Annotated in this window: 22 protein-coding genes; 10 read left to right on the top strand and 12 right to left on the bottom strand. The window is 59.6% G+C overall.

Annotation, left to right across the window (positions count from 1 at the left end; genetic code table 11):
* Positions 1 to 94: 94 nt before the first annotated feature.
* Entirely contained in the window at positions 95 to 2071 is a 1977-nt protein-coding gene (locus tag CLU80_RS12475; protein WP_099757500.1) for a methyl-accepting chemotaxis protein, read from the top strand.
* Positions 2072 to 2290: 219 nt separating this feature from the next.
* Complete coding sequence (locus tag CLU80_RS12470) at positions 2291 to 3505, top strand: aldose 1-epimerase family protein (protein ID WP_099757499.1); 1215 nt, start codon at positions 2291 to 2293, stop codon at positions 3503 to 3505.
* Here CLU80_RS12470 and CLU80_RS12465 read toward each other — a convergent pair.
* From CLU80_RS12465 to CLU80_RS12460, 3 genes are all read right to left on the bottom strand, one after another.
* Positions 3502 to 4995, bottom strand: coding sequence for a YifB family Mg chelatase-like AAA ATPase (locus CLU80_RS12465; protein WP_099757498.1), 1494 nt, complete (start codon positions 4993 to 4995; stop codon positions 3502 to 3504). The genes CLU80_RS12470 and CLU80_RS12465 overlap by 4 nt on opposite strands.
* Before the next feature lie 171 nt (positions 4996 to 5166).
* Positions 5167 to 5337 carry a hypothetical protein gene (locus tag CLU80_RS30235; RefSeq protein WP_167351291.1) on the bottom strand — a complete coding sequence of 57 codons (171 nt, stop codon included), beginning with the start codon at positions 5335 to 5337 and terminating at the stop codon, positions 5167 to 5169.
* Between the two features lie 34 nt (positions 5338 to 5371).
* Positions 5372 to 5824: an N-acetyltransferase gene (locus CLU80_RS12460; protein ID WP_224794712.1), complete on the bottom strand. Its 453-nt coding sequence runs from the start codon at positions 5822 to 5824 to the stop codon at positions 5372 to 5374.
* A 913-nt stretch (positions 5825 to 6737) separates the two neighbouring features.
* Between CLU80_RS12460 and CLU80_RS12455 the strand changes: the two genes are divergently transcribed.
* The gene (locus CLU80_RS12455) at positions 6738 to 7007 is read left to right on the top strand and encodes a HigA family addiction module antitoxin (RefSeq protein WP_099757497.1); all 270 of its coding nucleotides are present in this window, start codon (positions 6738 to 6740) and stop codon (positions 7005 to 7007) included.
* Here the strand turns inward: CLU80_RS12455 and CLU80_RS12450 are convergent.
* Complete coding sequence (locus CLU80_RS12450; protein WP_099757496.1) at positions 7002 to 7529, bottom strand: BRO-N domain-containing protein; 528 nt, start codon at positions 7527 to 7529, stop codon at positions 7002 to 7004. The two genes, CLU80_RS12455 and CLU80_RS12450, sit on opposite strands and share 6 nt — an antisense overlap.
* A 359-nt stretch (positions 7530 to 7888) precedes the next feature.
* A complete protein-coding gene (locus CLU80_RS12440; RefSeq protein ID WP_008086041.1) occupies positions 7889 to 8149 on the bottom strand; it encodes an accessory factor UbiK family protein in 261 nt (86 codons plus the stop codon).
* Positions 8150 to 8563: 414 nt separating this feature from the next.
* On the opposite strand from CLU80_RS12440, the gene glnK reads away from it, so the two are divergent.
* From glnK to sutA, 4 genes are all read left to right on the top strand, one after another.
* Positions 8564 to 8902 carry a P-II family nitrogen regulator gene (gene glnK / locus CLU80_RS12435; RefSeq protein ID WP_002555808.1) on the top strand — a complete coding sequence of 113 codons (339 nt, stop codon included), beginning with the start codon at positions 8564 to 8566 and terminating at the stop codon, positions 8900 to 8902.
* Positions 8903 to 8940: 38 nt separating this feature from the next.
* Complete coding sequence (locus CLU80_RS12430; protein ID WP_083367564.1) at positions 8941 to 10278, top strand: ammonium transporter; 1338 nt, start codon at positions 8941 to 8943, stop codon at positions 10276 to 10278.
* 215 nt (positions 10279 to 10493) lie between these two features.
* A complete protein-coding gene (locus CLU80_RS12425) occupies positions 10494 to 10919 on the top strand; it encodes a secondary thiamine-phosphate synthase enzyme YjbQ (protein ID WP_007920418.1) in 426 nt (141 codons plus the stop codon).
* Between the two features lie 102 nt (positions 10920 to 11021).
* The gene (gene sutA / locus CLU80_RS12420; protein ID WP_007920420.1) at positions 11022 to 11348 is read left to right on the top strand and encodes a dormancy-specific transcriptional regulator SutA; all 327 of its coding nucleotides are present in this window, start codon (positions 11022 to 11024) and stop codon (positions 11346 to 11348) included.
* Between the two features lie 189 nt (positions 11349 to 11537).
* Here the strand turns inward: sutA and CLU80_RS12415 are convergent, their stop codons facing one another.
* The 6 genes from CLU80_RS12415 to lptM are packed head-to-tail and all read right to left on the bottom strand — an operon-like array spanning position 11538 to position 16147.
* Positions 11538 to 12245, bottom strand: a complete 708-nt coding sequence (locus CLU80_RS12415) for an HAD family hydrolase (RefSeq protein ID WP_099757494.1) — start codon at positions 12243 to 12245, stop codon at positions 11538 to 11540.
* The gene (xerC, locus tag CLU80_RS12410; protein WP_099757493.1) at positions 12242 to 13141 is read right to left on the bottom strand and encodes a tyrosine recombinase XerC; all 900 of its coding nucleotides are present in this window, start codon (positions 13139 to 13141) and stop codon (positions 12242 to 12244) included. The genes CLU80_RS12415 and xerC overlap by 4 nt, the downstream gene beginning before the upstream one ends.
* 2 nt (positions 13142 to 13143) lie before the next feature.
* A complete protein-coding gene (locus CLU80_RS12405) occupies positions 13144 to 13869 on the bottom strand; it encodes a DUF484 family protein (protein WP_064116398.1) in 726 nt (241 codons plus the stop codon).
* 13 nt (positions 13870 to 13882) lie between these two features.
* Positions 13883 to 14713 (bottom strand): diaminopimelate epimerase, encoded by an 831-nt coding sequence (gene dapF, locus CLU80_RS12400; RefSeq protein ID WP_095119833.1) that lies wholly within the window; start codon positions 14711 to 14713, stop codon positions 13883 to 13885.
* 3 nt (positions 14714 to 14716) lie between these two features.
* Complete coding sequence (gene lysA / locus CLU80_RS12395) at positions 14717 to 15964, bottom strand: diaminopimelate decarboxylase (RefSeq protein ID WP_095049352.1); 1248 nt, start codon at positions 15962 to 15964, stop codon at positions 14717 to 14719.
* 9 nt (positions 15965 to 15973) lie between these two features.
* The gene (gene lptM, locus CLU80_RS12390; RefSeq protein ID WP_007911098.1) at positions 15974 to 16147 is read right to left on the bottom strand and encodes an LPS translocon maturation chaperone LptM; all 174 of its coding nucleotides are present in this window, start codon (positions 16145 to 16147) and stop codon (positions 15974 to 15976) included.
* Positions 16148 to 16464: 317 nt separating this feature from the next.
* Between lptM and cyaY the strand changes: the two genes are divergently transcribed.
* The 3 genes from cyaY to rnk all read left to right on the top strand — a co-directional run bounded on the left by cyaY (position 16465) and on the right by rnk (position 17565).
* Positions 16465 to 16797, top strand: coding sequence for an iron donor protein CyaY (cyaY, locus tag CLU80_RS12385; protein ID WP_077575013.1), 333 nt, complete (start codon positions 16465 to 16467; stop codon positions 16795 to 16797).
* Positions 16798 to 16801: 4 nt separating this feature from the next.
* Positions 16802 to 17026, top strand: coding sequence for a DUF1289 domain-containing protein (locus CLU80_RS12380; protein WP_093429716.1), 225 nt, complete (start codon positions 16802 to 16804; stop codon positions 17024 to 17026).
* Positions 17027 to 17154: 128 nt separating this feature from the next.
* Positions 17155 to 17565 carry a nucleoside diphosphate kinase regulator gene (gene rnk / locus CLU80_RS12375; RefSeq protein ID WP_027610444.1) on the top strand — a complete coding sequence of 137 codons (411 nt, stop codon included), beginning with the start codon at positions 17155 to 17157 and terminating at the stop codon, positions 17563 to 17565.
* Positions 17566 to 17572: 7 nt separating this feature from the next.
* On the opposite strand, the gene CLU80_RS12370 is transcribed toward rnk, so the two are convergent.
* Positions 17573 to 20416, bottom strand: a complete 2844-nt coding sequence (locus tag CLU80_RS12370) for a class I adenylate cyclase (RefSeq protein ID WP_099757492.1) — start codon at positions 20414 to 20416, stop codon at positions 17573 to 17575.
* Positions 20417 to 20491: the final 75 nt, after the last annotated feature.

Here is a 20491-nt window from a genome sequence, read left to right as displayed (position 1 = left end):
ACCGTCGTGCCGGTATCCACGATTCACCCCCACAACCAGAAAAATTTCCGAGTCGAGATCAAGGAGGATCCCGTGGCTCGGCCAGGAGCTGTCCATGTCTCAACCTCGCGCTCGGATCGCCTCGCAGCTGGGCCTCGCGCTCGCTGTAATACTGGCGATAGTTATCAGTGGCAGTACGGTGTTCGCCTTGCGTTCGCTGGACTCCGCCAACCTCGCCACTCGTGAAGAGCATCTGGCCAGTGAGGCGCGGCTGCTGGCCGACCAACTGAGCACCTTCCACGGCACGCTGCGTGAAAGCACCCAGCGCCTGAGCGGGCTGTTCGAGAAGCGCTTCAGCGTAGGTCTGAGCATTCACCCGAGTGAGCCGGTGAATGTTGCCGGCACCCAGACCCCGGGCCTGCACCTGGGCAGCGAAGTGCTGAACAACAACTTCAAGGAAGTTGACGAGTTCAAGCAGATGACCGCCGGCGTCGCCACACTGTTCGTGCGCAGCGGCGAAGACTTCATCCGCGTCAGCACTTCGCTGACCAAACAGGATGGCACCCGTGCCATCGGCACCTTGCTCGATCACGCGCACCCGGCCTACGCGAAGTTGATGGCGGGGCAGGGTTACGTCGGTCGCGCCTTGCTGTTCGATCGCTCCTACATGACCCAATACACCCCGGTGCGCGATGGCAGCGGCAAGGTGATTGCGGTGCTGTTCGTCGGCTTCGATTACACCGACGCGCAGAACATCCAGTTCGATAACCTCAAGCGCTTCCGCATTGGCCAGAGCGGTTCGCTGGCGTTGCTCGACGAGCAAAACAAATGGCTGGTCGCGCCGGCGGGGGTGCAGGCGCTGGATCAAGCCGTTCCGGTGATCAAAGGTTTGGCTGCAAAGCCGGGCAAGGGTGAGTTCTGGAGCGACACCTCGGAAGATTTCTACAGCATTGCCGTGCCGTTCGATGGCGGACCATGGTCGGTCGTGGCGAGCATGCCGAAAGCCGAGATCCGCGCGGTGACCTGGAGCGTGGGTACGCAACTGGCCATTGGCAGTCTGTTGGCGATGCTGCTGGCGGTCGGATCTGTGGTCTGGCTGCTGCGCAGCAAACTGGCGCCTCTGGGGGATCTGGTGCGTCAGGCCGAGGCCTTGGGCGCCGGTGATCTGAGCGTTCGCCTGAACGTATCGAGCAACGATGAAATCGGTCAGTTGTCGCGCGCGTTCAACCAGATGAGCCAGGCGCTGTCGACCATGGTCGAGCACATCCGCCGCTCTTCGGAAGAGGTCAATAGCCGTGCCCAGGCCCTGTCCGGTTTGTCCGGTGGTGCGTATGAAGGCATGGAGCAACAATCTGGCGAAATCACCAGCATGGCCGGCGCGGTGGAAGAGTTCAGTGCGACGTCGTTGAACATCGCCGACAACATGGGCGCGACCCAGCGTCTGGCGCAGGAAAATGCCCAGCAAACGCAGATTGGCCGCAGCTCGATGGAAGAAGCGTCGTCCTCGCTGGAGCAAATCGCTGGCGCCCTGAACAGCACCGCTACCGTGATCAACACCCTCGGTCAGCGTTCGCAGGAAATTGGCGGCATTGTCGGTGTGATTACTTCGATTGCCGAACAGACTAACTTGCTGGCGCTCAACGCCGCGATTGAAGCGGCACGTGCCGGTGAACAAGGTCGCGGCTTCGCCGTGGTAGCCGATGAAGTGCGCAGCCTGGCCTCGCGTACTCGTCAGGCGACTGATGAAATTTCCAGCATGATCCACAGCATCCAGCAGGAAACCGGTAACGCGATCAGCACCATGGAGCAGGGCAATGTGCTGATGCAGGAAGGTTTGTCGCGCAACGCCAACGTGGCGTCGGCGCTGGCGCGAATCGATGAACAGAGCCGTTCGGCGGGACAGCAGTTTGCCGCGATTACCACGGCCACTCAGGAGCAGAGCAGCACCGCGACGTTGTTGAGCAGCAATTTGCAGAGCATTGCGCTGGCCAACAGTGAGCAGCGTGAGGTTGTGTCGAACCTGGCGGTGACGGCTAAAGAGCTGGAGAAACTGGCGGCGGATTTGCGTTCCGAGGTTGATCGCTTCCGTTGATACAGCCTTGATATAGCTTTCGCGAGCAAGCTCGCTCCCACATTTTCCGGGGTAGCTCACAAATTGTGTGAACACCCGAAAACCTTGTGGGAGCGAGCTTGCTCGCGAAGGCATCCCTGCCAATTCTTGATAAATCACACGATCGCAAGCTCCGTTACACTTGCTGAAACGTTTCCGCAGCGCTATAAAAATGGCACAACTCCAATAAAGGCTGCTGCCATGACCCCGCTCAAACTCGCCGTCGCCCTCGGCGCATTCTCCGCTGCTTCCCACGCCATGGCCTGGGATTACGTCCTTCTCGATACCAACAAGCCCGCGCAAAACTGGACCATCACCAGTGAGCAGCTCGGCGTGAAAACCGCCAAACCCTTCTCCGTGAGCCTGCGTACCTTGCACGGTGGGCGGCAGGAAGGTGTCAGCATCGTTGATATCGATAACGGCACAATGAAACTCTCGGTGGTGCCCACCCGAGGCATGAACGTCTTGCAGGCTTCTGTCGGCGACGTGCGGATGGGTTGGGATTCGCCGGTCAAGGACGTGGTCAACCCGGCCTTTATCGAGCTCAACGGGCGTGGTGGGCTGGGTTGGCTGGAGGGCTTCAATGAACTGGTCGCCCGCTGCGGTTACGAATGGGTCGGCCATCCCGGCATCGACAATGGCGAACTGCTGACCTTGCATGGCCGCGCCGCCAACATTCCGGCCAGCACCGTCACGCTGCACATCGATGAAAAGCCGCCCTACGCCATCAGTCTGCGTGGCGAGTTGAAAGAACAGGCCTTCAAGAAAGTCGACTTCTCGGTCGTCACTGAACTGGTCACCGAACCCGGCAGTGTGCGTTTCGCACTCAACGATACGCTGACCAACAACGGCGATTATCCGAAGGAATACCAGGCGCTGTATCACAGCAACTTCAGTACGCCGTTCCTCGAGCAGGGCGCACGTTTTGCCGCACCGGTAAAACAGGTCTCGCCGTTCAACGACAAGGCCAAGGGCGATCTGGCTGACTGGCAGACTTATCGTGCGCCGACCAAGGACTACGACGAAACCGTCTACAACGTCGTGCCCTATGCCGACGCCAAAGGCGAAACCCTGACTGTTCTGCATAACAAGGCGGGCAGCCTCGGTGTTTCCGTTGGCTTCAATACCCAGCAGTTGCCGGTGTTCTCCCTGTGGAAAAATACCGACACTCAAGGCCAGGGCTATGTCACCGGGCTGGAGCCGGGCACCAGTTTTTCCTACAACCGTCGCTATCAGCGTCCGCTGAATCTGGTGCCGACCATCGCGCCCAAAGAACAAAAACAGTTCCAGATCAGCTACAGCCTGCTCGCGGACAAAGGTGCTGTGGATAACGCCTTGAAGCGTGTGACCGAGATTCAGTCTGGGCGCGAAACAGAAGTGCGGCAGACGCCGCTGGTTGATCTGACCGAGCATTAAGGTGTCGCAGGCCGGTATTGCAGTGCCTCGGCCAAGTGTTCGCGTTTGATTGCATCGACTTGCTCGAGGTCTGCCAGTGTCCGGGCGACCTTGAGCAGGCGATGGGCCGAGCGCAGCGACAACGTCAGTCGCTCACAGGCGGACTCCAGCCAGGTTTCATCGGCTGTGGATAACTTGCAGTGCCGCTTCAATCCCGGCAGATCGAGAAACGCATTGGCACAGCCCTGACGCTTCTGCTGTCGTTCGCGAGCCTCGGCTACCAGTGCTGCGGCGCTGGCGCTATCTTCTCCCGGCTTCACCTGCGGGTTCAACGCCGTCGCTTCCCGCGCCACGGTCAGGTGCAAGTCGATCCGGTCCAGCAACGGCCCCGACAGTTTGTTGCGATAGCGCTGCACCATGTCCGGCGTGCAGGAACACTTGCCGCTCGGCTCACCGAGATATCCACAGGGACACGGGTTCATCGCCGCCACCAACTGAAATCGCGCCGGGAAACGCACGCGATCCTTGGCCCGGGCAATCACGATATGCCCGGACTCCAGCGGCTCGCGCAGCACCTCCAATACCTTGCGATCAAACTCCGGCAGCTCATCGAGAAACAGCACGCCGTGGTGGGCGAGGGTGATCTCGCCGGGTTGCGGTTTTGAGCTGCCACCCACCAGTGCCGGCCCGGATGCCGAGTGGTGCGGTTGACGAAAGGGACGCTGCGGCCAATGGGTTAGCGGTGCACCACTGGCGACTGACTGAATCGCCGCCACCTCCAGCGCTTCACTCTCGGCCAGCGGCGGCAACAGCCCCGGCAGGCGACTAGCCAACAATGTCTTACCCGTTCCCGGCGGCCCGCTGAACAGCAAGTTATGGGCACCCGCAGCAGCAATTAGCAACGCTCGTTTGGCCGCCACTTGCCCCTGCACTTCATTCAAATCGGGATAAGGTTTGCTGGCGTGCATCAATCCGTCGGATACATAGGGCTCAACCGGCGTATGCCCATTGAAATGCGCCACCGCCTCCAGCAAATGATCCACCGCAATCACCTTCAACCCCGAGGCCAGACACGCCTCCTCAGCATTCGCCCGCGGCACCACCAGTGCACGACCCGCCTTGCGCGCCGCCAACGCTGCCGGCAACACCCCACGCACCGCTCGTACGGCGCCGGACAACGCCAACTCACCCAGACATTCCACATCATCCAGCGTCAGACACGGCACCTGCACACTCGCCGACAGAATCCCCAAGGCAATCGCCAGATCAAACCGCCCGCCATCCTTGGGCAAATCCGCCGGCGCCAGATTCAACGTGATCCGCCGCGCCGGAAACTGCAGCCCGGAATTGATGATCGCGCTGCGCACCCGATCCTTGCTCTCCTTCACCGCCGCCTCGGGCAGGCCGACCATGGTCAGCGACGGCAGACCGTTGGCCAGATGGACTTCGACGGTGACAGCGGGGGCTTCCACGCCTATCTGGGCGCGACTGTGGACGATGGAGAGGGACATGGTCGTTCCTTGAGCTGAATCGGGGGCCGCTTCCTGCGGGTTTTTGAAGGGTAGTCTGGGGAGAGGGCGTTGGTCGGACAGTTTTAAGGGCGAACTTTCACTGGATGTTGCTGAAGGCACTAATCCTCAGGCATAAAAAAACCGCCTGTTTGGCGGTCATTTTTGCGGTACTCAGGTTCCACCACCGGCGAGCCAGCCATCGGGCTCCATTTCCTTGCCATAGGTCGCGGCCACTTTCAGAAAATGCCGCTGACTGGCTGAAACTCTGTCCGGCAAACCGAGTGTCTCGGTACCTGGTTTGGAAACCCGTGCCGGTTGGGTTTTCTGCTTCTTCTGCTTCATAAACACCTCACGTGCCGGGATGCTTGATTCGATCTTATTGGTCGTCCAATGGAAAGACAAGGCGGCCGGTTGTATCAAAATAAAATCCCAGCGTTTGATAGTAAGGGATGGCGCCTGAGTCTGGCTCTTGTACTTCGATTTGCGTGCACCCCAGCTTCCGGGCGTAGAACTCTGTTGTCAGCAATGCCATCGGAGCGATCCAGCCCCGCAAGGTATTTGTCTTGCAGGTGTGCCCCTGCAAAAGGACGATTTTCATGCAGATCGTGCTTCTTCGCGGCGTTGCGTAGCACAGTCCGCACAGTTCTTCTTCGTACCAGAACGCCAAGTCCAGCCCTTTTGCATCTTTGGTCTTCCAGTCCAACACAGCGTCCCATGGATACCCAACGGGGCCGGTCCACTGGTGGAATGCGTTGATTGCTACTGGAGTAATCGGATCGATCCTGAGTGATAGAGCATCAACTCCAGCCGCCAAGGCTTCTGGGTCCATGGACATTGTTTGATGTGCGAGTTTTCGGGATTCAGATTTGAGTGTCTGATTTCGAAGTTCGGTACCTTTGCCTTTTCTTCGCATCGTCTTGTTCTGTGGGATCAATCTGCAGACGATATCGAAGGCATTGATGCTTACGTAATCAGACGTAGGGGACGGTCCTTGTAGGACAGTGCTTGCGTTAGTGAAGGACGTTGGAGATGGCCAGTTCAGATTGTGAGAGGGCGGAGAGGCAATACTTTATACCGGCATGGATGAGGGTTTTGCGCTGCTCTCGATCGTAAATGAGCTTTGACTCCTGAGCGGTACTGAAGGATCCTCACGTTCGGGGACTGCAACTGCGCATTCGTCGGGACTGGGCACCAGTAAAAGCTCCCCCGCATTTTTGGCAGCAGAGAAAGCTGGTTTCTCTGAAGTAATGACGACGGGTTAGCCTGTCGGATTCTGAACCCAAGGCCGTAAAGCCAGGAGCTAAAGAATCGCTGCGACTATTCCTCCGAACAAAAAAAGGCGTCCTATGGACGCCTTTTTTATTTTTCACTCAGGACCTTCTACCGGCCAGCGCGCCGCTTGGCTCAAGCGCTGGCCCACATGTAACAGCAACTTCAATAAATCGCCGTTGGTTGGCTGACATATCCCCAGCCAAACGGAGTGCTTCGAGGTGCAAATCAACAATCTGAAATAGCTTTTCCTTCCTCTTCTTATCCTTCACAGATACCTCCACTTTGATGGGCGTATTTCGTTTGCCAATGTAATGACATGCGTAAGGGCTGCGTAACTGGGCGCAGACTCTGATGTTTGTAGGGCTATGCCCTAATAGTTGTAGGACGTCGGCGAAAGGGTTTCGACGGTCTTGTATCGCGGAGTCGGATGCTCCAGTTTGGCCACTCAATGCAGCCTCTGGAGGCGAAAAATGGACCGCAATGGTATGCGCCCGATTCATCCGGGCGAGGTTCTGAATAAGGAATTCATGGAGCCGTTGGGCATGACTGTCATGGATCTGGCCATGCCCACGAAATGGCCCGAAAGTGAGATCGAAAAGCTTGTGAAATGCCAGCTCAGGATCTGCGCCGACTTGGCAATCAGACTTGCCATTCATCTCAACACGACGCCTGAGTTCTGGATGAGTCTTCAGTCGACTTACGATTTGCGCAGGGCCCAGCTCCGGCATGCGGGTTTATAGCGAATGCAGCATCCGCGAAGCTCTTTTCCACCATGGCCCTGTCATTGGGCGCTTGGTCTGTTCCCGTTCCACCATCATCTGCGGCACATCCTGCAACCGTATCCACGGCTGGTTATTCCAATGCAACAAACTCAACGTCATGTCCGGCCAACTGAGCAAGCTGAGGTGTGGACGTTCGCTTGTGGTGGGGTGTTGGGCGTCGCGTAGGGTGGGGATGACTTGGTGGGTGAGCCATTCGCGCAAGGCTCGGTATTCGGGGCAGTAGTGGTAGACGAGGAGGGCGTAGACGCCGGATTCGCTGATCAGCAGGGTGTTTTCGATTTGGTTGTTGATCAGGGTTTTGCGGGTTTGGTATTGGTCGGGGTCGAGTTTCCGCAGCATGCGTTCGTTTAGGTAGATGTGCAGCAGGCGACTCAGGTCTCGGGCGCAGAACCAGGGTTGGTTTTGGATGAGGAGAGCGTGGAAGGGGAGGTTGTGGCGGGTGAAGATGTGCGGAGTCAGATAAGTCTCTTCTTGATTCATTGAGCAGTTCCTCTTGCTTAAGGGGCTGCCCTCAATCGTCGCCAAACGATTGGGTGGCAGTTGTACGCGGGTTGGCGAACCGGAGCAAAAGGAACCCGGCAGACCCGAAGGTCTCCCACGCACAACCGCCATAACTCGATGAGGCGGTAAATGTAGCCGCCATCATGGTAGTCGTGCGCCTTAAGCTTTCCAGGTCGCCAAACCCGGTGCTGAACATTCAGCATCGGGTGAGCTTAGAAACCTGGGCTTTTCGGCGCAATCGGACGGCGGTGGTGCAGGTTGTAGGACGTTGCCGGGATGGTTGAAGGGCTGTAGATCAAAAGATCGCAGTCTTCGGCAGCTCCTACAGGGGGCGCGGATTATTCAGCGGGCGGTGTCAGCTTGGCTTCCATCTCGGCAACCTTGGCTTCGAGGCTTTCGAGGCGGGCGCGAGTGCGGGCCAGAACGACCATCTGACTATCAAATTCTTCACGGCTCACCAGGTCGAGTTTGCTGAACGCACTCTGCAGCAGCATCTTGAACTGGCTTTCGATTTCGGCTTTTGGCAGCGGGGTGTCGCCGTTGAACAGGCGGGAAGCGGTGCCGCTCAGGGCGTCGAGGAAGTCTTTGGGCGCGAGCATGGTGGATGTCCTGGAAACAATGGCCGGCAGTGTATCACGCAGTGTCTATAGTCAATCTCGTGGTCAGGGATGCACGCTTTTCGCGCAGGCGGACGGACGGCGACGCACCGTTGTTGTGCGTATCCGCTGTGCCTTCTGCACGGGATGGCTTGCGGCAGCGGCCAAGGGATTGAAATCAGGGGATTTTGGCGAGATGGCAAGGTTTCTGCTTAGTCACCTTCGACCCATGCACTGATGCAGTCGCTGTGACGAATGCAGTGCGGCAGACGGAGCGGGGAGTTTCGTCGGCAGCGGTTAGCTGGCGTCAGTCGGGCAGGTACGGCCGACGATGCGTTACAAAGCCAGGCACTGCGCTTAGACTTGAGTCGGGTTTGTTTTCCTGGGGCAAGTCCACCAATTCGGGAGAGAGTTTTCATGAAGCTAGTCACTGCCATCATCAAGCCGTTCAAGTTGGACGACGTGCGCGAGTCGCTGTCCGAAATCGGCGTGCAGGGCATTACCGTTACTGAAGTCAAGGGCTTCGGCCGGCAGAAGGGTCACACCGAGCTGTATCGCGGCGCGGAATATGTGGTCGATTTTCTGCCCAAGGTGAAAATCGACGTGGCCATCGACGACAAGGATCTGGATCGGGTTATCGAGGCGATAACCAAAGCGGCCAACACCGGCAAGATCGGTGACGGCAAGATCTTCGTGGTCAATCTGGAACAGGCGATTCGCATCCGTACCGGCGAAACCGATACCGACGCGATCTAAGCGCCGCCACAAACCCCAACGCCCCAGGAGAAAACAATATGACTCTGCGTAAATTCGCAGGGCTAGGAGCCCTGTTGTCCATCGTAATGCCAAGCCTTGCAATGGCGGCAGACGAAGTGGCGGCCCCGGTCCTCAATTCCGGCGACACTGCCTGGATGCTCACCTCGACAGCCCTCGTGCTGTTCATGACCATCCCCGGCCTGGCGCTGTTCTACGGCGGCATGGTTCGCTCGAAAAACATTCTTTCCGTGATGATGCAGTGCTTCGCCATTACCGGTCTGATCAGCATCCTGTGGGTCATTTATGGCTACAGTATTGCGTTCGACACCACCGGCATGGAGCAGGGCGTCGTCAACTTCAACTCGTTCTTCGGCGGCATGGGCAAGGCGTTCCTCGCCGGTGTCACGCCGTCGAGCCTGACCGGCCCAGCGGCGCTGTTCCCTGAGGCGGTGTTCATCACCTTCCAGATGACCTTCGCGATCATCACCCCGGCGCTGATCGTCGGTGCGTTCGCCGAGCGGATGAAGTTCTCCGCGATGCTGATCTTCATGGGCGTCTGGTTCACCCTGGTTTATGCGCCGATCGCGCACATGGTCTGGTCCGGCAACGGCGGCCTGATGTGGGACTGGGGCGTGCTCGACTTCGCGGGCGGCACCGTGGTGCACATCAACGCCGGTGTCGCCGGTCTGATTGCCTGCCTGGTGCTGGGCAAGCGCAAAGGCTTCCCGACCACGCCGATGGCGCCGCACAACCTCGGTTACACCCTGATGGGCGCGGCGATGCTGTGGGTCGGCTGGTTCGGCTTCAACGCCGGTTCCGCTGCAGCGGCCAACGGCACCGCCGGCATGGCGATGCTGGTCACTCAGATCGCTACCGCTGCTGCCGCGCTGGGCTGGATGTTTGCCGAATGGATTACTCACGGTAAGCCAAGTGCACTGGGCATCGCTTCGGGTGTGGTTGCTGGCCTGGTGGCAATTACGCCGGCTGCCGGCACCGTAGGCCCTATGGGCGCACTGGTGATCGGTCTGGCCGCAGGCGTGGTGTGCTTCTTCTGCGCCACCACCCTGAAACGCAAACTCGGTTATGACGATTCCCTGGACGCGTTCGGCGTACACGGTATCGGCGGTATCCTCGGCGCGATCCTCACCGGTGTCTTCGCTGCACCGTCGCTGGGTGGCTTCGGCACCGTGACCGACATCGCCGCACAAGTGTGGATTCAGTGCAAAGGCGTGGGCTTCACGGTGATCTACACCGCGATCGTCACCTTCATCATCCTCAAGGTGCTGGACGCTGTGATGGGTCTGCGTGTGACCGAGGAAGAAGAATCGGTCGGCCTCGATCTGGCACAGCACAACGAACGCGGCTACAACCTGTAAGTACGCGCAGCAAAAAACTTGCCCGGTTCGCCGGGCATTTTTTTGTCTGGAATTTGTCGCAAAGAGAGCAGCTGAAAGGATTTTTCGTACGGCTTTGGTCGTGTTTACGACGAGCGTTTTTCTACGGCCAATGGCTTACATCATTGCAGGAATATTAGGGCCTTTGTTTTTTCCCAGAGCGCGCTAGAATGCGCCCCGAACGTGCGGAGAACTGTATGTGGCAACAGACTCTGATAACCCTGCGGGCACGGCCCCGGGGCTTTCATCTGGTAACGGACGAGTTACTCGCTGGCCTGCCTGAACTCAGGGAGTGCCGGGTCGGTCTGTTGCATTTGTGGCTGCAGCACACCTCGGCGTCGTTGACCATCAACGAGAACGCCGATCCGGCGGTCCGTCGCGACTTCGAACGATTTTTCAATCGTCTGATCCCACAAGGAACAGACGGCTATGAGCATAACGACGAAGGCCTGGACGACCTCCCGGCGCACTTCAAGGCCAGCGTGCTTGGTTGCCAGATCAGTCTGCCGGTTTCGGCAGGTCGTCTGGCACTGGGTACCTGGCAAGGTGTTTATCTGGGCGAGCACCGTGATCATGGCGGTGCCCGTAAAGTCCTCGCCACCTTGCACGGTGAAGGGGCATAAACCGTTGGTCACCAATGGTTACTGATTTTTTAACGGCGACTTTCGACAGTTGCCAAAGCTGGTCTATAACTAATCTGCTTTTCGCAAGTCATGAGGTAGAACATGAGCGACGATGATCTGGAAAACGACGACCTCGAAGTAGGCGACGAAGACGAGGCCGAGGAAGGCCTGGAAGCAGCAGCGGAAGACGTTGCTGACGACGATGGCGGTGACGATACGCCGGCCCCGGCTGCCAAAGGCAAAGCCAAGGCTGCGGTGTCGGTAGATGAGTTGCCGAGCATTGAAGCCAAGAACAAGGAACGCGACGCCCTGGCCAAGGCCATGGAAGAGTTCCTGTCGCGCGGCGGAAAAGTGCAGGAAGTGGAGGCCAATGTGGTCGCCGATCCTCCGAAGAAGCCGGACAACAAGTACGGCAGCCGCCCTATCTGAGGCGTGCCGCTGGCTTGCTGAAAAGGCCCGCCGTCGCTGCGGGCTTTTTCATGCCTGGAATAAATGAGCTGAAGTGAATGCAGTTCCCTTGTGGGAGCGAGCTTGCTCGCGAATGCGGTAGGTCGTACAGCATTGCAGTGACTGACCTGACGCTTTCGCGAGCAAGCTCGCTCCCACAGGGTTTGTGGATTATTTCGAGGTGGCATTCCAGCGTGCGAGTACGGCTGGCAAGTCAGTCAGGCTGCGAATCTCGGCATCCGGCAGACGATCCGCTTCCCAGACTTTCCCCGCCGGGTTGAACCAGATCGCCCGCAACCCGGCCTGCTGCGCGCCGGCAATATCATCGCCCGGATGATCACCAATATGCACGGCAGTTTCGGCTGTAGCACCACCACGCTGCAACGCCTCATGAAACAACCGGGCATCCGGTTTGGCAATGCCGATGTCTTCCGCGCACAACGCAAACTTGAAGTAGTCCGCCAAACCCAGCCGACGCACATCGGCATTGCCATTGGTGACTACGCCAAGCGAGTAATGATTGGCGAGAATCTCCAGTACTGGTTCGACTTCAGGGAACACTTCGATCTGATGCCGAGCATGCAGAAACACTTCAAAACTCTTGTCCGCCAGCGTCGACGCCTCGTCATGGGCGTACCCGGCTTCTTCCAGTGCATGGAACAACACCCGCCGGCGCAGCGCGCTGATGCGATGTTTCAGCCCCGGCTCATTGGCCAGCACCCGCTCACGAATCCCCCACAAATGCTCCACCGGCACCGCACCCAGATTCGGCGCATGTTCGCTCAGCCATTCGCGCAATATCGCTTCGGCGCTGACGATCACCGGAGCGGTGTCCCACAAGGTGTCGTCGAGGTCGAAGGTGATCAACTGGATGCTCATGAATCATCGCCTTTCATGCGTTTGGCTCGTGGGTGAGCACTGTCGTAGACCGCCGCCAGGTGCTGGAAGTCCAGGTGGGTGTAGATCTGCGTAGTCTTGATGTCCGAATGGCCGAGCAGTTCCTGCACCGCGCGCAGGTCCTGCGAGGATTCCAGCAAGTGGCTGGCGAAGGAATGCCGCAGCATGTGCGGGTGCAGGTTCTGCCCCAGTTCGCGTTCGCCGGCCAGTTTCACTCGCACCTGAATCGCCCGTGGACCGAGGCGTCGGCCTTGCTGGCTGACGAATACGGCGTCGTCTGCGGGGTTGGTCATGGCCCGCAGAGGCAGCCATTGTTCGAGGGCTTCGCGGGCCTTTTTGCCCACCGGCAGCAGCCGGGTTTTACTGCCCTTGCCGAGGACTTGAACCATGCCATCGGCGAGGTCGAGTTGATCGAGATTGAGTCCGGTCAGTTCGGAAAGGCGCAGGCCGGAAGAATAGAACAACTCAAGAATCGCCTGATCGCGCCGCGCGAGAAAATCATCCTCGACCGCCCCTTCAAGCAGTTGCAGTGCGCGATCAGTATCGAGGGTTTTCGGCAGTCGGCGCTCGCCTTTTGGCGGTGCCAGACCCGTCGCCGGGTCGTGGTCGCAAAGACCTTCGCGATTCAGATAGTGATAGAGCCCGCGTACTGCCGATAGCAGCCGCGCGAGACTGCGCGAGGATTGGCCCTGCGCATGCAGACGGACGATCAGGCTGCGCAGGCGCTGAATGTCTAGCGCCGCCCAGCTGCCGATGTTCTGTTTCACGCACCAGCCAAGGACTTTATCGAGGTCGCGGCGATAGGCCGAGAGCGTGTGCGGCGACACCTGTCGCTCACTGCGCAGGTGTTCGCAGTAAGCGTCAAGTTGCCGTTCCATGCTCAGCGTACCGAGCGCAGGGAGCTGTTGACCCGTGGCAGCACACGGCCCATGACTTCGGCGATATAGCTGAGGAACAGCGTACCGACCGAACTCTTGTAGTGCTGCGGATCACGGCTGGCGATCGCCAGAATGCCGTGGATGCCTTGATGACTGACCGCGACCACGGCGGTGGAGCCGATCTGTTTGCGCTGTTCTTCGCCGAAGAGGAAGTCCAGTTCATGCTCACGCAGGCTGCCGCTGACGCTTTTGCCTTCGGTGAGCAAGCCACCGATGGCGACTTGTGCGTCGGCGTGAGTGACCCAGCGACCGACCGGTGCCGGGTTGTCACCGAGCAGAATCAGGCTGACAAAGGGCACCTGAAAATCCTGGCGCAGGCTGTCTTCGACGCTGATCACCACGTCTTCGAGGCTGGCGGCGTCCATCAGGGACAGTATGAGACGGCGGGTCTTGTCGAACAGTCGATCGTTGTCGCGGGCGACGTCCATCAATTGCGAGAGGCGATGGCGCATCTCGATGTTGCGGTCGCGCAGAATGGTCATCTGCCGCTCGACCAGCGAAACGGTATCGCCACGCTGGTGAGGAATGCGCAGGGCGGGCAGCAGTTCTTCGTGCTCGACGAAGAAGTCCGGATGAGCCTCCAGGTATGCGGCAACCGCTGCCGCCTCCAGGCTCTCGGACGCTGATTCGTCGGACTGTCGGGCGGGTACCTGAGGCTTATCGGTCATGGTTTCTGCTCACTCAAAGACGTACTTGTCCTTCGTATACACGCACTGCCGGACCGGTCATCAGCACCGGTTGGCCAGGGCCTGCCCACTCAATGGACAGGCGCCCGCCTGGCAGGTCGATCAATAGCGGCGAATCCATCCACCCCTGGCTGATCGCAGCGACAGCCGCTGCACACGCGCCGGTACCGCAGGCCTGGGTTTCCCCGGCACCGCGTTCCCACACGCGCAACTGCGCACGGTTACGGTCGATGACCTGGAGAAAACCGACATTCACGCGCGCGGGGAAGCGCGGATGGTGTTCGATTTTCGGTCCCAGTTCATGCACCGGTGCACTGTTGATGTCCTGCACGCGCAACACGGCGTGCGGGTTGCCCATCGACACGGCGGCCAGTTCGACCGTGGTGCCGTCGACTTCCAGTTGATAGCTGCTGGCCTGCGCCGGCGCTTCGAACGGAATGTCCGCTGGCACCAGACGCGGGGCGCCCATGTTCACGCCGATCTGGCCGTCGTTACGCACGTCCAGTTCGATGATGCCGCCCTTGGTCTCGACGCGAATCTGCCGTTTGGCGGTCAGACGCTTGTCGAGCACGAAGCGTGCAAAGCAGCGCGCACCGTTGCCGCACTGCTCGACTTCCGAGCCATCGGAATTGAAGATCCGGTAACGGAAATCCACGTCCGGATTGCTCGGTGCCTCAACGATCAGCAACTGGTCGAAACCGATGCCGGTGTGGCGGTCGCCCCACTGCTTGGCGTGCTTTGGCTGAATATGCGCGTGCTGGCTGACCAGGTCGAGAACCATGAAGTCATTACCCAAGCCGTGCATTTTGGTAAAACGCAGCAGCATGGGTTACTCCGGCAGCAGGCTTTCGCCGGCAAACAGCTCGGCCACGGTTTCGCGGCGGCGCACTTCAAAAACCTGAGCACCGTCTACCAACACTTCGGCAGCACGGCCACGGGTGTTGTAGTTGGAACTCATCACAAAACCGTAGGCGCCGGCCGAATGCACGGCCAGCAGATCGCCTTCGGCCAGGGCCAATTCACGGTCCTTGGCGAGGAAATCGCCGGTTTCGCAGATCGGGCCGACGATGTCGTATTTGCGCGCAGCGGTGTCACGCGGTTTGACTGCGGTGACGTCCATCCACGCCTGATACAGCGCCGGGCGGATCAGGTCGTTCATCGCCGCATCGACGATGGCGAAGTCCTTATGTTCGGTGTGCTTGAGGTACTCGACCTGCGTCAGCAGCACGCCGGCATTGGCGACGATGAAACGGCCCGGCTCGAACACCAGCGCTAGGTCACGTCCGTTCAAGCGCTCGCGCACAGCCTTGATGTAGTCGGCAGCCAATGGCGGCTCTTCATCGCGATAGCGCACGCCCAAACCACCACCGAGATCGATGTGGCGCAGGTGAATGCCGCAGTCGCCCAGACGATCGACCAGATCCAGCAAGCGATCGAGCGCATCAAGGAACGGTGGCAGGGTGGTCAGTTGCGAGCCGATGTGGCAGTCGACACCGACCACTTCCAGGTTCGGCAGATGCGCGGCGCGCACGTACACGTCTTCGGCGTCGGCGATGGCGATGCCGAACTTGTTCTCTTTGAGACCGGTAGAAATGTAAGGGTGGGTGCCGGCATCGACGTCCGGGTTCACCCGCAGCGATACCGGGGCGCGAACGCCGAGCTCGGCGGCGACCACTTGCAGGCGCTCCAGCTCGTCGGTGGATTCGACGTTGAAGCAGTGCACGCCGACTTCGAGGGCGCGACGCATGTCGTCACGGGTCTTGCCGACACCGGAGAAGACGATCTTGTCAGCGCTGCCGCCAGCGGCCAGAACGCGTTCCAGCTCGCCACGGGAAACGATGTCGAAACCGGCACCGAGACGGGCCAGGACATTCAGTACGCCGAGGTTGGAGTTGGCCTTGACCGCAAAGCAGACCAGGTGCGGCATGCCGGCCAAAGCATCGGCGTAAGCCAGATACTGAGCTTCGATATGCGCGCGCGAGTACACATAAGTAGGCGTACCGAAACGATCGGCGATGGCGGACAGCGCCACACCTTCCGCGAACAGTTCCCCGCCACGGTAGTTAAAAGCGTCCATGGCGATCCCTTATTGGTAAACGTCGTGCTTATGTGCTTTGGACGGTTGCTTCTGCGAAGACTGGGCTTGCTCGGCCGGGTCCTGATCGTCATCCGGCAGGTACAGCGGGCCTTTTTGACCACAGGCCGAAACGAGGCAGGCAACCGCGACGAGCGCAGCAAGGGAAGAGATCAGGCGCTTCATGGCGAAATCCTTGAAAATGCGTTAATTGCGCCGGAGTATACCGGCCACCCGGCGGCTTGCCTATGTGATGGCCTTCCCGTCCGGCGGGGCTTGCCCGTGAGCACTGGTAACCCTGTGTGAGCGAGCCTGCTCGCGATGGCGGTGTGTCAGGCAACAATAATGTTGAATGTGCCGGCCATTCGCGAGCAGGCTCGCTCCCACAGGGTTGGGTGTTCGATGCCCTGACCGGTGCTTGGTCGTTAATCTTTGCAATCGGCCGGCAGCGTCCGTATCTTTCGGCGCTTGAGCCTGATCAGACATTTTTTGAGGTTGCCGCAATGAGTTTGTCCGAAGCCCGTTTCCACGATCTGGTCGATGAAACCCAGGAAAAACTGGAAGACATCTTTGACGAGAGCGACCTGGACATCGATCTGGAAAGTTCGGCCGGTGTGCTGACCGTCAAGTTCGAAAACGGCTCGCAGCTGATCTTCAGCCGCCAGGAGCCGCTGCGTCAGCTGTGGCTGGCGGCGGTGTCCGGTGGTTTCCACTTCGACTACGACGAAGAAAGCGAGCGCTGGATGTGCGACAAGAGCGAAGAGCAACTGGGCGAAATGCTCGAGCGCATCGTCAAGCAGCAGGCCGGCGCCGAATTCGACTTCGAAGGTCTGTGATTCCGTGACTGACACCGCTCCCGTTCGTCCACCGAAGCCGCTGTACAGCAACATCAGCCCGGCCGTGCCCTCGCCGTGCAGCGGTGTGTGCCGATTGGATGAGCAGAAGGTCTGCCTCGGCTGCTTCCGCCATGTCGAAGACATTCGCGAATGGCGCTCGGCAGACGATGACCGGCGACGTGTGATTTGCGCGCAGGCGTCTCAGCGCAAACAGTGCGGCGGGGCGTGACTTGTATATTTTTTGAGCTGTGATAGTGTCCGAACACGCCTCAACCCATCGAGGCCTGGTGAAAACCCCGTCTTTTTTGGCGGGGTTTTGCTTTTTTTGTGTGCAGAAGAAAGGAGTCTGCCCGGATCATGACCGCACCTTCCATCACCCTTACCCGTCTGGACGTGCAACGTCTGGAGCGCCTGATCGACAGCCTGGATGACACGCTGCCGGGCGTGATTGCGCTGCAAACCGAGCTGGACCGCGCCGACACCGTGGTCGGTCACGATGAAGTGCCCGCCGATGTCGTGACGATGAATTCCCGTGTGCATTGCCGCGAAGAAGGCAGTGGCAAGGATTACCACCTGACGCTGGTCTATCCGAAGGACGCCAACGCCGATGAAGGCAAGATCTCGATTCTGGCGCCAGTCGGCAGCGCACTGCTGGGCCTCAAGGTCGGTCAGCACATCGACTGGCCGGCTCCGGGTGGCAAGACCCTCAAACTGACCTTGCTTGAAGTCGAATCGCAGCCGGCCAACGGCGGTGAATTCCGCGAGTAAGCCCGCCTCAGACCTGTTCGAGTGCCTCGTTCAGAGCGCGCTCCAGGTCAGCCTTGTAGCGCAGATACAGATTGCTTGAACTCTGCCCGTCACCGAGCAGGCCGGAAAGGTCGAGGTCGGTGATGTAGCAGCGATAGCGTTCGCTCTCACGGCGCTGCTCGACGATCTCCCGGGCGACCACGCTGAACAGCTGGTCGCCATGTTCCAGTTCGCTGAATTCCCGTTGATTGCAATACAGCGTGACCTGCACTTCGCCAGGTGCGGCTTTGCCGACGATCGCCTGCACGTCGTAGAACGGCTTGTTCACCGGTGTCTGCGGTGCCGGCCGCGCTTCGACCCGGCGCGCGCGTCCCGGACCTGAAGGCAATAACTGGTAATACAAAGTTTCGAGACGGCCGTCGGGGCCGGCGTCCATCGGCAGCACGGCTTCGCGGCGGAACAGAATCGATTGCAGGAAGCGTTGCAACGGCACCAACAGACTCTGCTCGTCGTGATAGGGCAAATGTTGCTGCCACAGCGCGTTGAACTCATCCAGCACGTACAGCTCGGCCTGCTGCTCGGTGATCCGATAGAACACTTGAATGCACTCCGGCTGGCCCATCGGTAGGATCAGTGCAAGGTCGTGATCTTCCAGTGCCATGGGATCCAGGTGCAGCGGACTGTAGCGCGGCTGTTCTTCGCCAAGGTAATCGAGCAGGGCCGGCAGGGTGGCAAGCGCCACATGGTTGACCTGGCCCGGCACCAATTCCAGCACGTGATAATGCTGCTGCACCTGAATCAGGTAGCGATGGTTCAACTCGCTGAGCAACAGGTTCTGCGCGGTGTCGATGATTTCTTCAACGCGACGGGCAATGAACTGCGCGCGGTTGTGGCAGAAGCAGCGCACCTTCAATGACGGCTGCAACGGCCCGCGCGGCAGGTTGTTGAGGTAATCGCGTAGGCAGTCGAGCAGGGCATGCGGGCCGTCGAAGCGGTTGACCAGTACTTCGTTCCAGCTATTGAGCGTGACCTGATCCAGGGTCAGCACGAGGTTTTCGCGCACCCCGGCGTAACTCAGCGAGTCGGTGCGCTCGGTGGTCATCAGGATATTCAGGTCGCGGTGATGCTTGAGCGGGTCGACGCCGACGTTGACCAGAATCAGCACTTCGCTTGGCACCGCTGCACGCAGCAACGGTTCTTCCGCGACGGTGGGCAAGGGCAGGGCGATGCACTGTTGCAGGCTGCCGAGCAGGTTGAACAGCTCGAACTCGCTCAGGTCGCTGGTGCCGGGATGCAGGGCCAGGCGGGTGCTGCTGTCGATCACGCCGTTGCGGTGGCACCAGGTCAACAGCTCCAGTAACTCGCGGCTGCGCTTGATTGGCGCAAAATGTTCCCACTCAAGTGCCGTGAGGCTGCCGTTATACAGGCCCCACTGGGTTTGTCCCGGTTCCTTTTTATTGCGTGATTGCACCAGGGTCAGGGTGTCTTCGGCCAGATCCGGGGCGATTCCGGGGTTGATGAATTCGACCTTGTCGGCCTTGCGTTCGAAGGCCGCGTAGAGCCGGCGCCCCAGCACATTGAGATCGCGTTTATTGATCAGGCTGACGGTTTGTTCTGTGCGGGCGAACTGGGTCAGGAAGCGATAGCTGTAGTTCAGCTCATTGACCAGCGCGCGGCGTTCGGCGCTGACCTGGCGGACTTTCCACTGGCTGCGGCTGTCGAGCAGCGTCAGTTGCCGCTGATCCCAATGCCACTCGCTGGCCAGCCGTTCCAGCAACGTGCGTTGCCAGCTCTGGGTGCGGCTGTTGCCGGTGAGCTTGCGGTTGACCTTCAGGTACAACGCGCGACGAACCAGCTCCAGCCGTTCCGGCTCGTTGCGCGCGGTGAGGTATTCCTCGATACGCCGGTACACGACCATGTACGGGTCCAGCTCATCCAGATCGAGCTGATTGGCGAACACGGCTTTTTTGAAGCGCAGGCTCAGACATTGCACCTGCGGGTGTTCGCTGGCGTAGACCTCGGTCAGCAGCAGCTTGAGCACCGATTTGTAGGGTGACTCGATGCCCTTGAACAACTGCCACAATCCGGCACCGATGAATTCGCCCGGCGGAATCCGCGCCAGATGACCGAGGTCGAGGGTCTCGTCGGCCCGGATAAAACGCTTGGACAGCAGGGTGTGGGTGTAAAGGTCGTACGCAGTTTCTTCGTAAACCGGCACCAGCCACCAAATGGGTGTGCGCCCGGCCAGCCAGATCGCGGTGCGGTAAAACTCGTCCAGCAGCAGATAGTGCTGAGTGCTGCCGCAGTTTTCCGAGCTGAGCTGGGTGTCGCGTTCGCCCTTGACGAAGCGCACCGGGTCGATCAGAAAGAAATGCGCCTCAGCACCCTGGCTCGCGGCCCAGGCTTCCAGTAACTGACATTTCTTGCTCAGTTCGGCGAGTTCACCTTCGCTCAAGCCAGGCGCGTGGCAGACCCACACGTCCATGTCACTCTGATCGGCTTGCGCCAGCGTACCGAGGCTGCCCATCAGGAACAGGCCGTGAATCGGTCGCGGCGGATTGCTGCCGTGACGCGGTTTGTACGAAAACGAACGAGTCAGACGCTGTGCTTCGGTCAGCACGTTGGCGTCGGGCTCGTAATTCGACAGGCCGGCCGGCGTGCTGCCCGATACGTATCCCGGCAGCAGCGGGTGATTAACATGAAAGAACAGCGGCAACAGCGTCAACACACTTTGCTGGCGTGTCGACAGCCCTTCAAGGGCACGACCGAGGCGGCCTTCATTGAGTTTGAGAAAACGCGCGCGCAGCTGGCTGAGTACCTTGCGGTCGATGCCTTCGTCCAGGTCGGGGCGGATTTCGTGGGTGCGCGTCATGTCAGCTCAAACCGGCTCGCAGGCTCGGACGAAGAGGGTCTCGGAATGGGAGGCAGTTTAGCCTTTGCGCAGCGG

The organism is Pseudomonas sp. 29 (assembly GCF_002754355.1).
Classification (GTDB): Bacteria; Pseudomonadota; Gammaproteobacteria; order Pseudomonadales; family Pseudomonadaceae; genus Aquipseudomonas; species Aquipseudomonas neuropathica.
The sequence above is the reverse complement of the archived record's forward strand: the minus strand, read 5'-3'. Positions and strand labels throughout refer to the sequence as shown.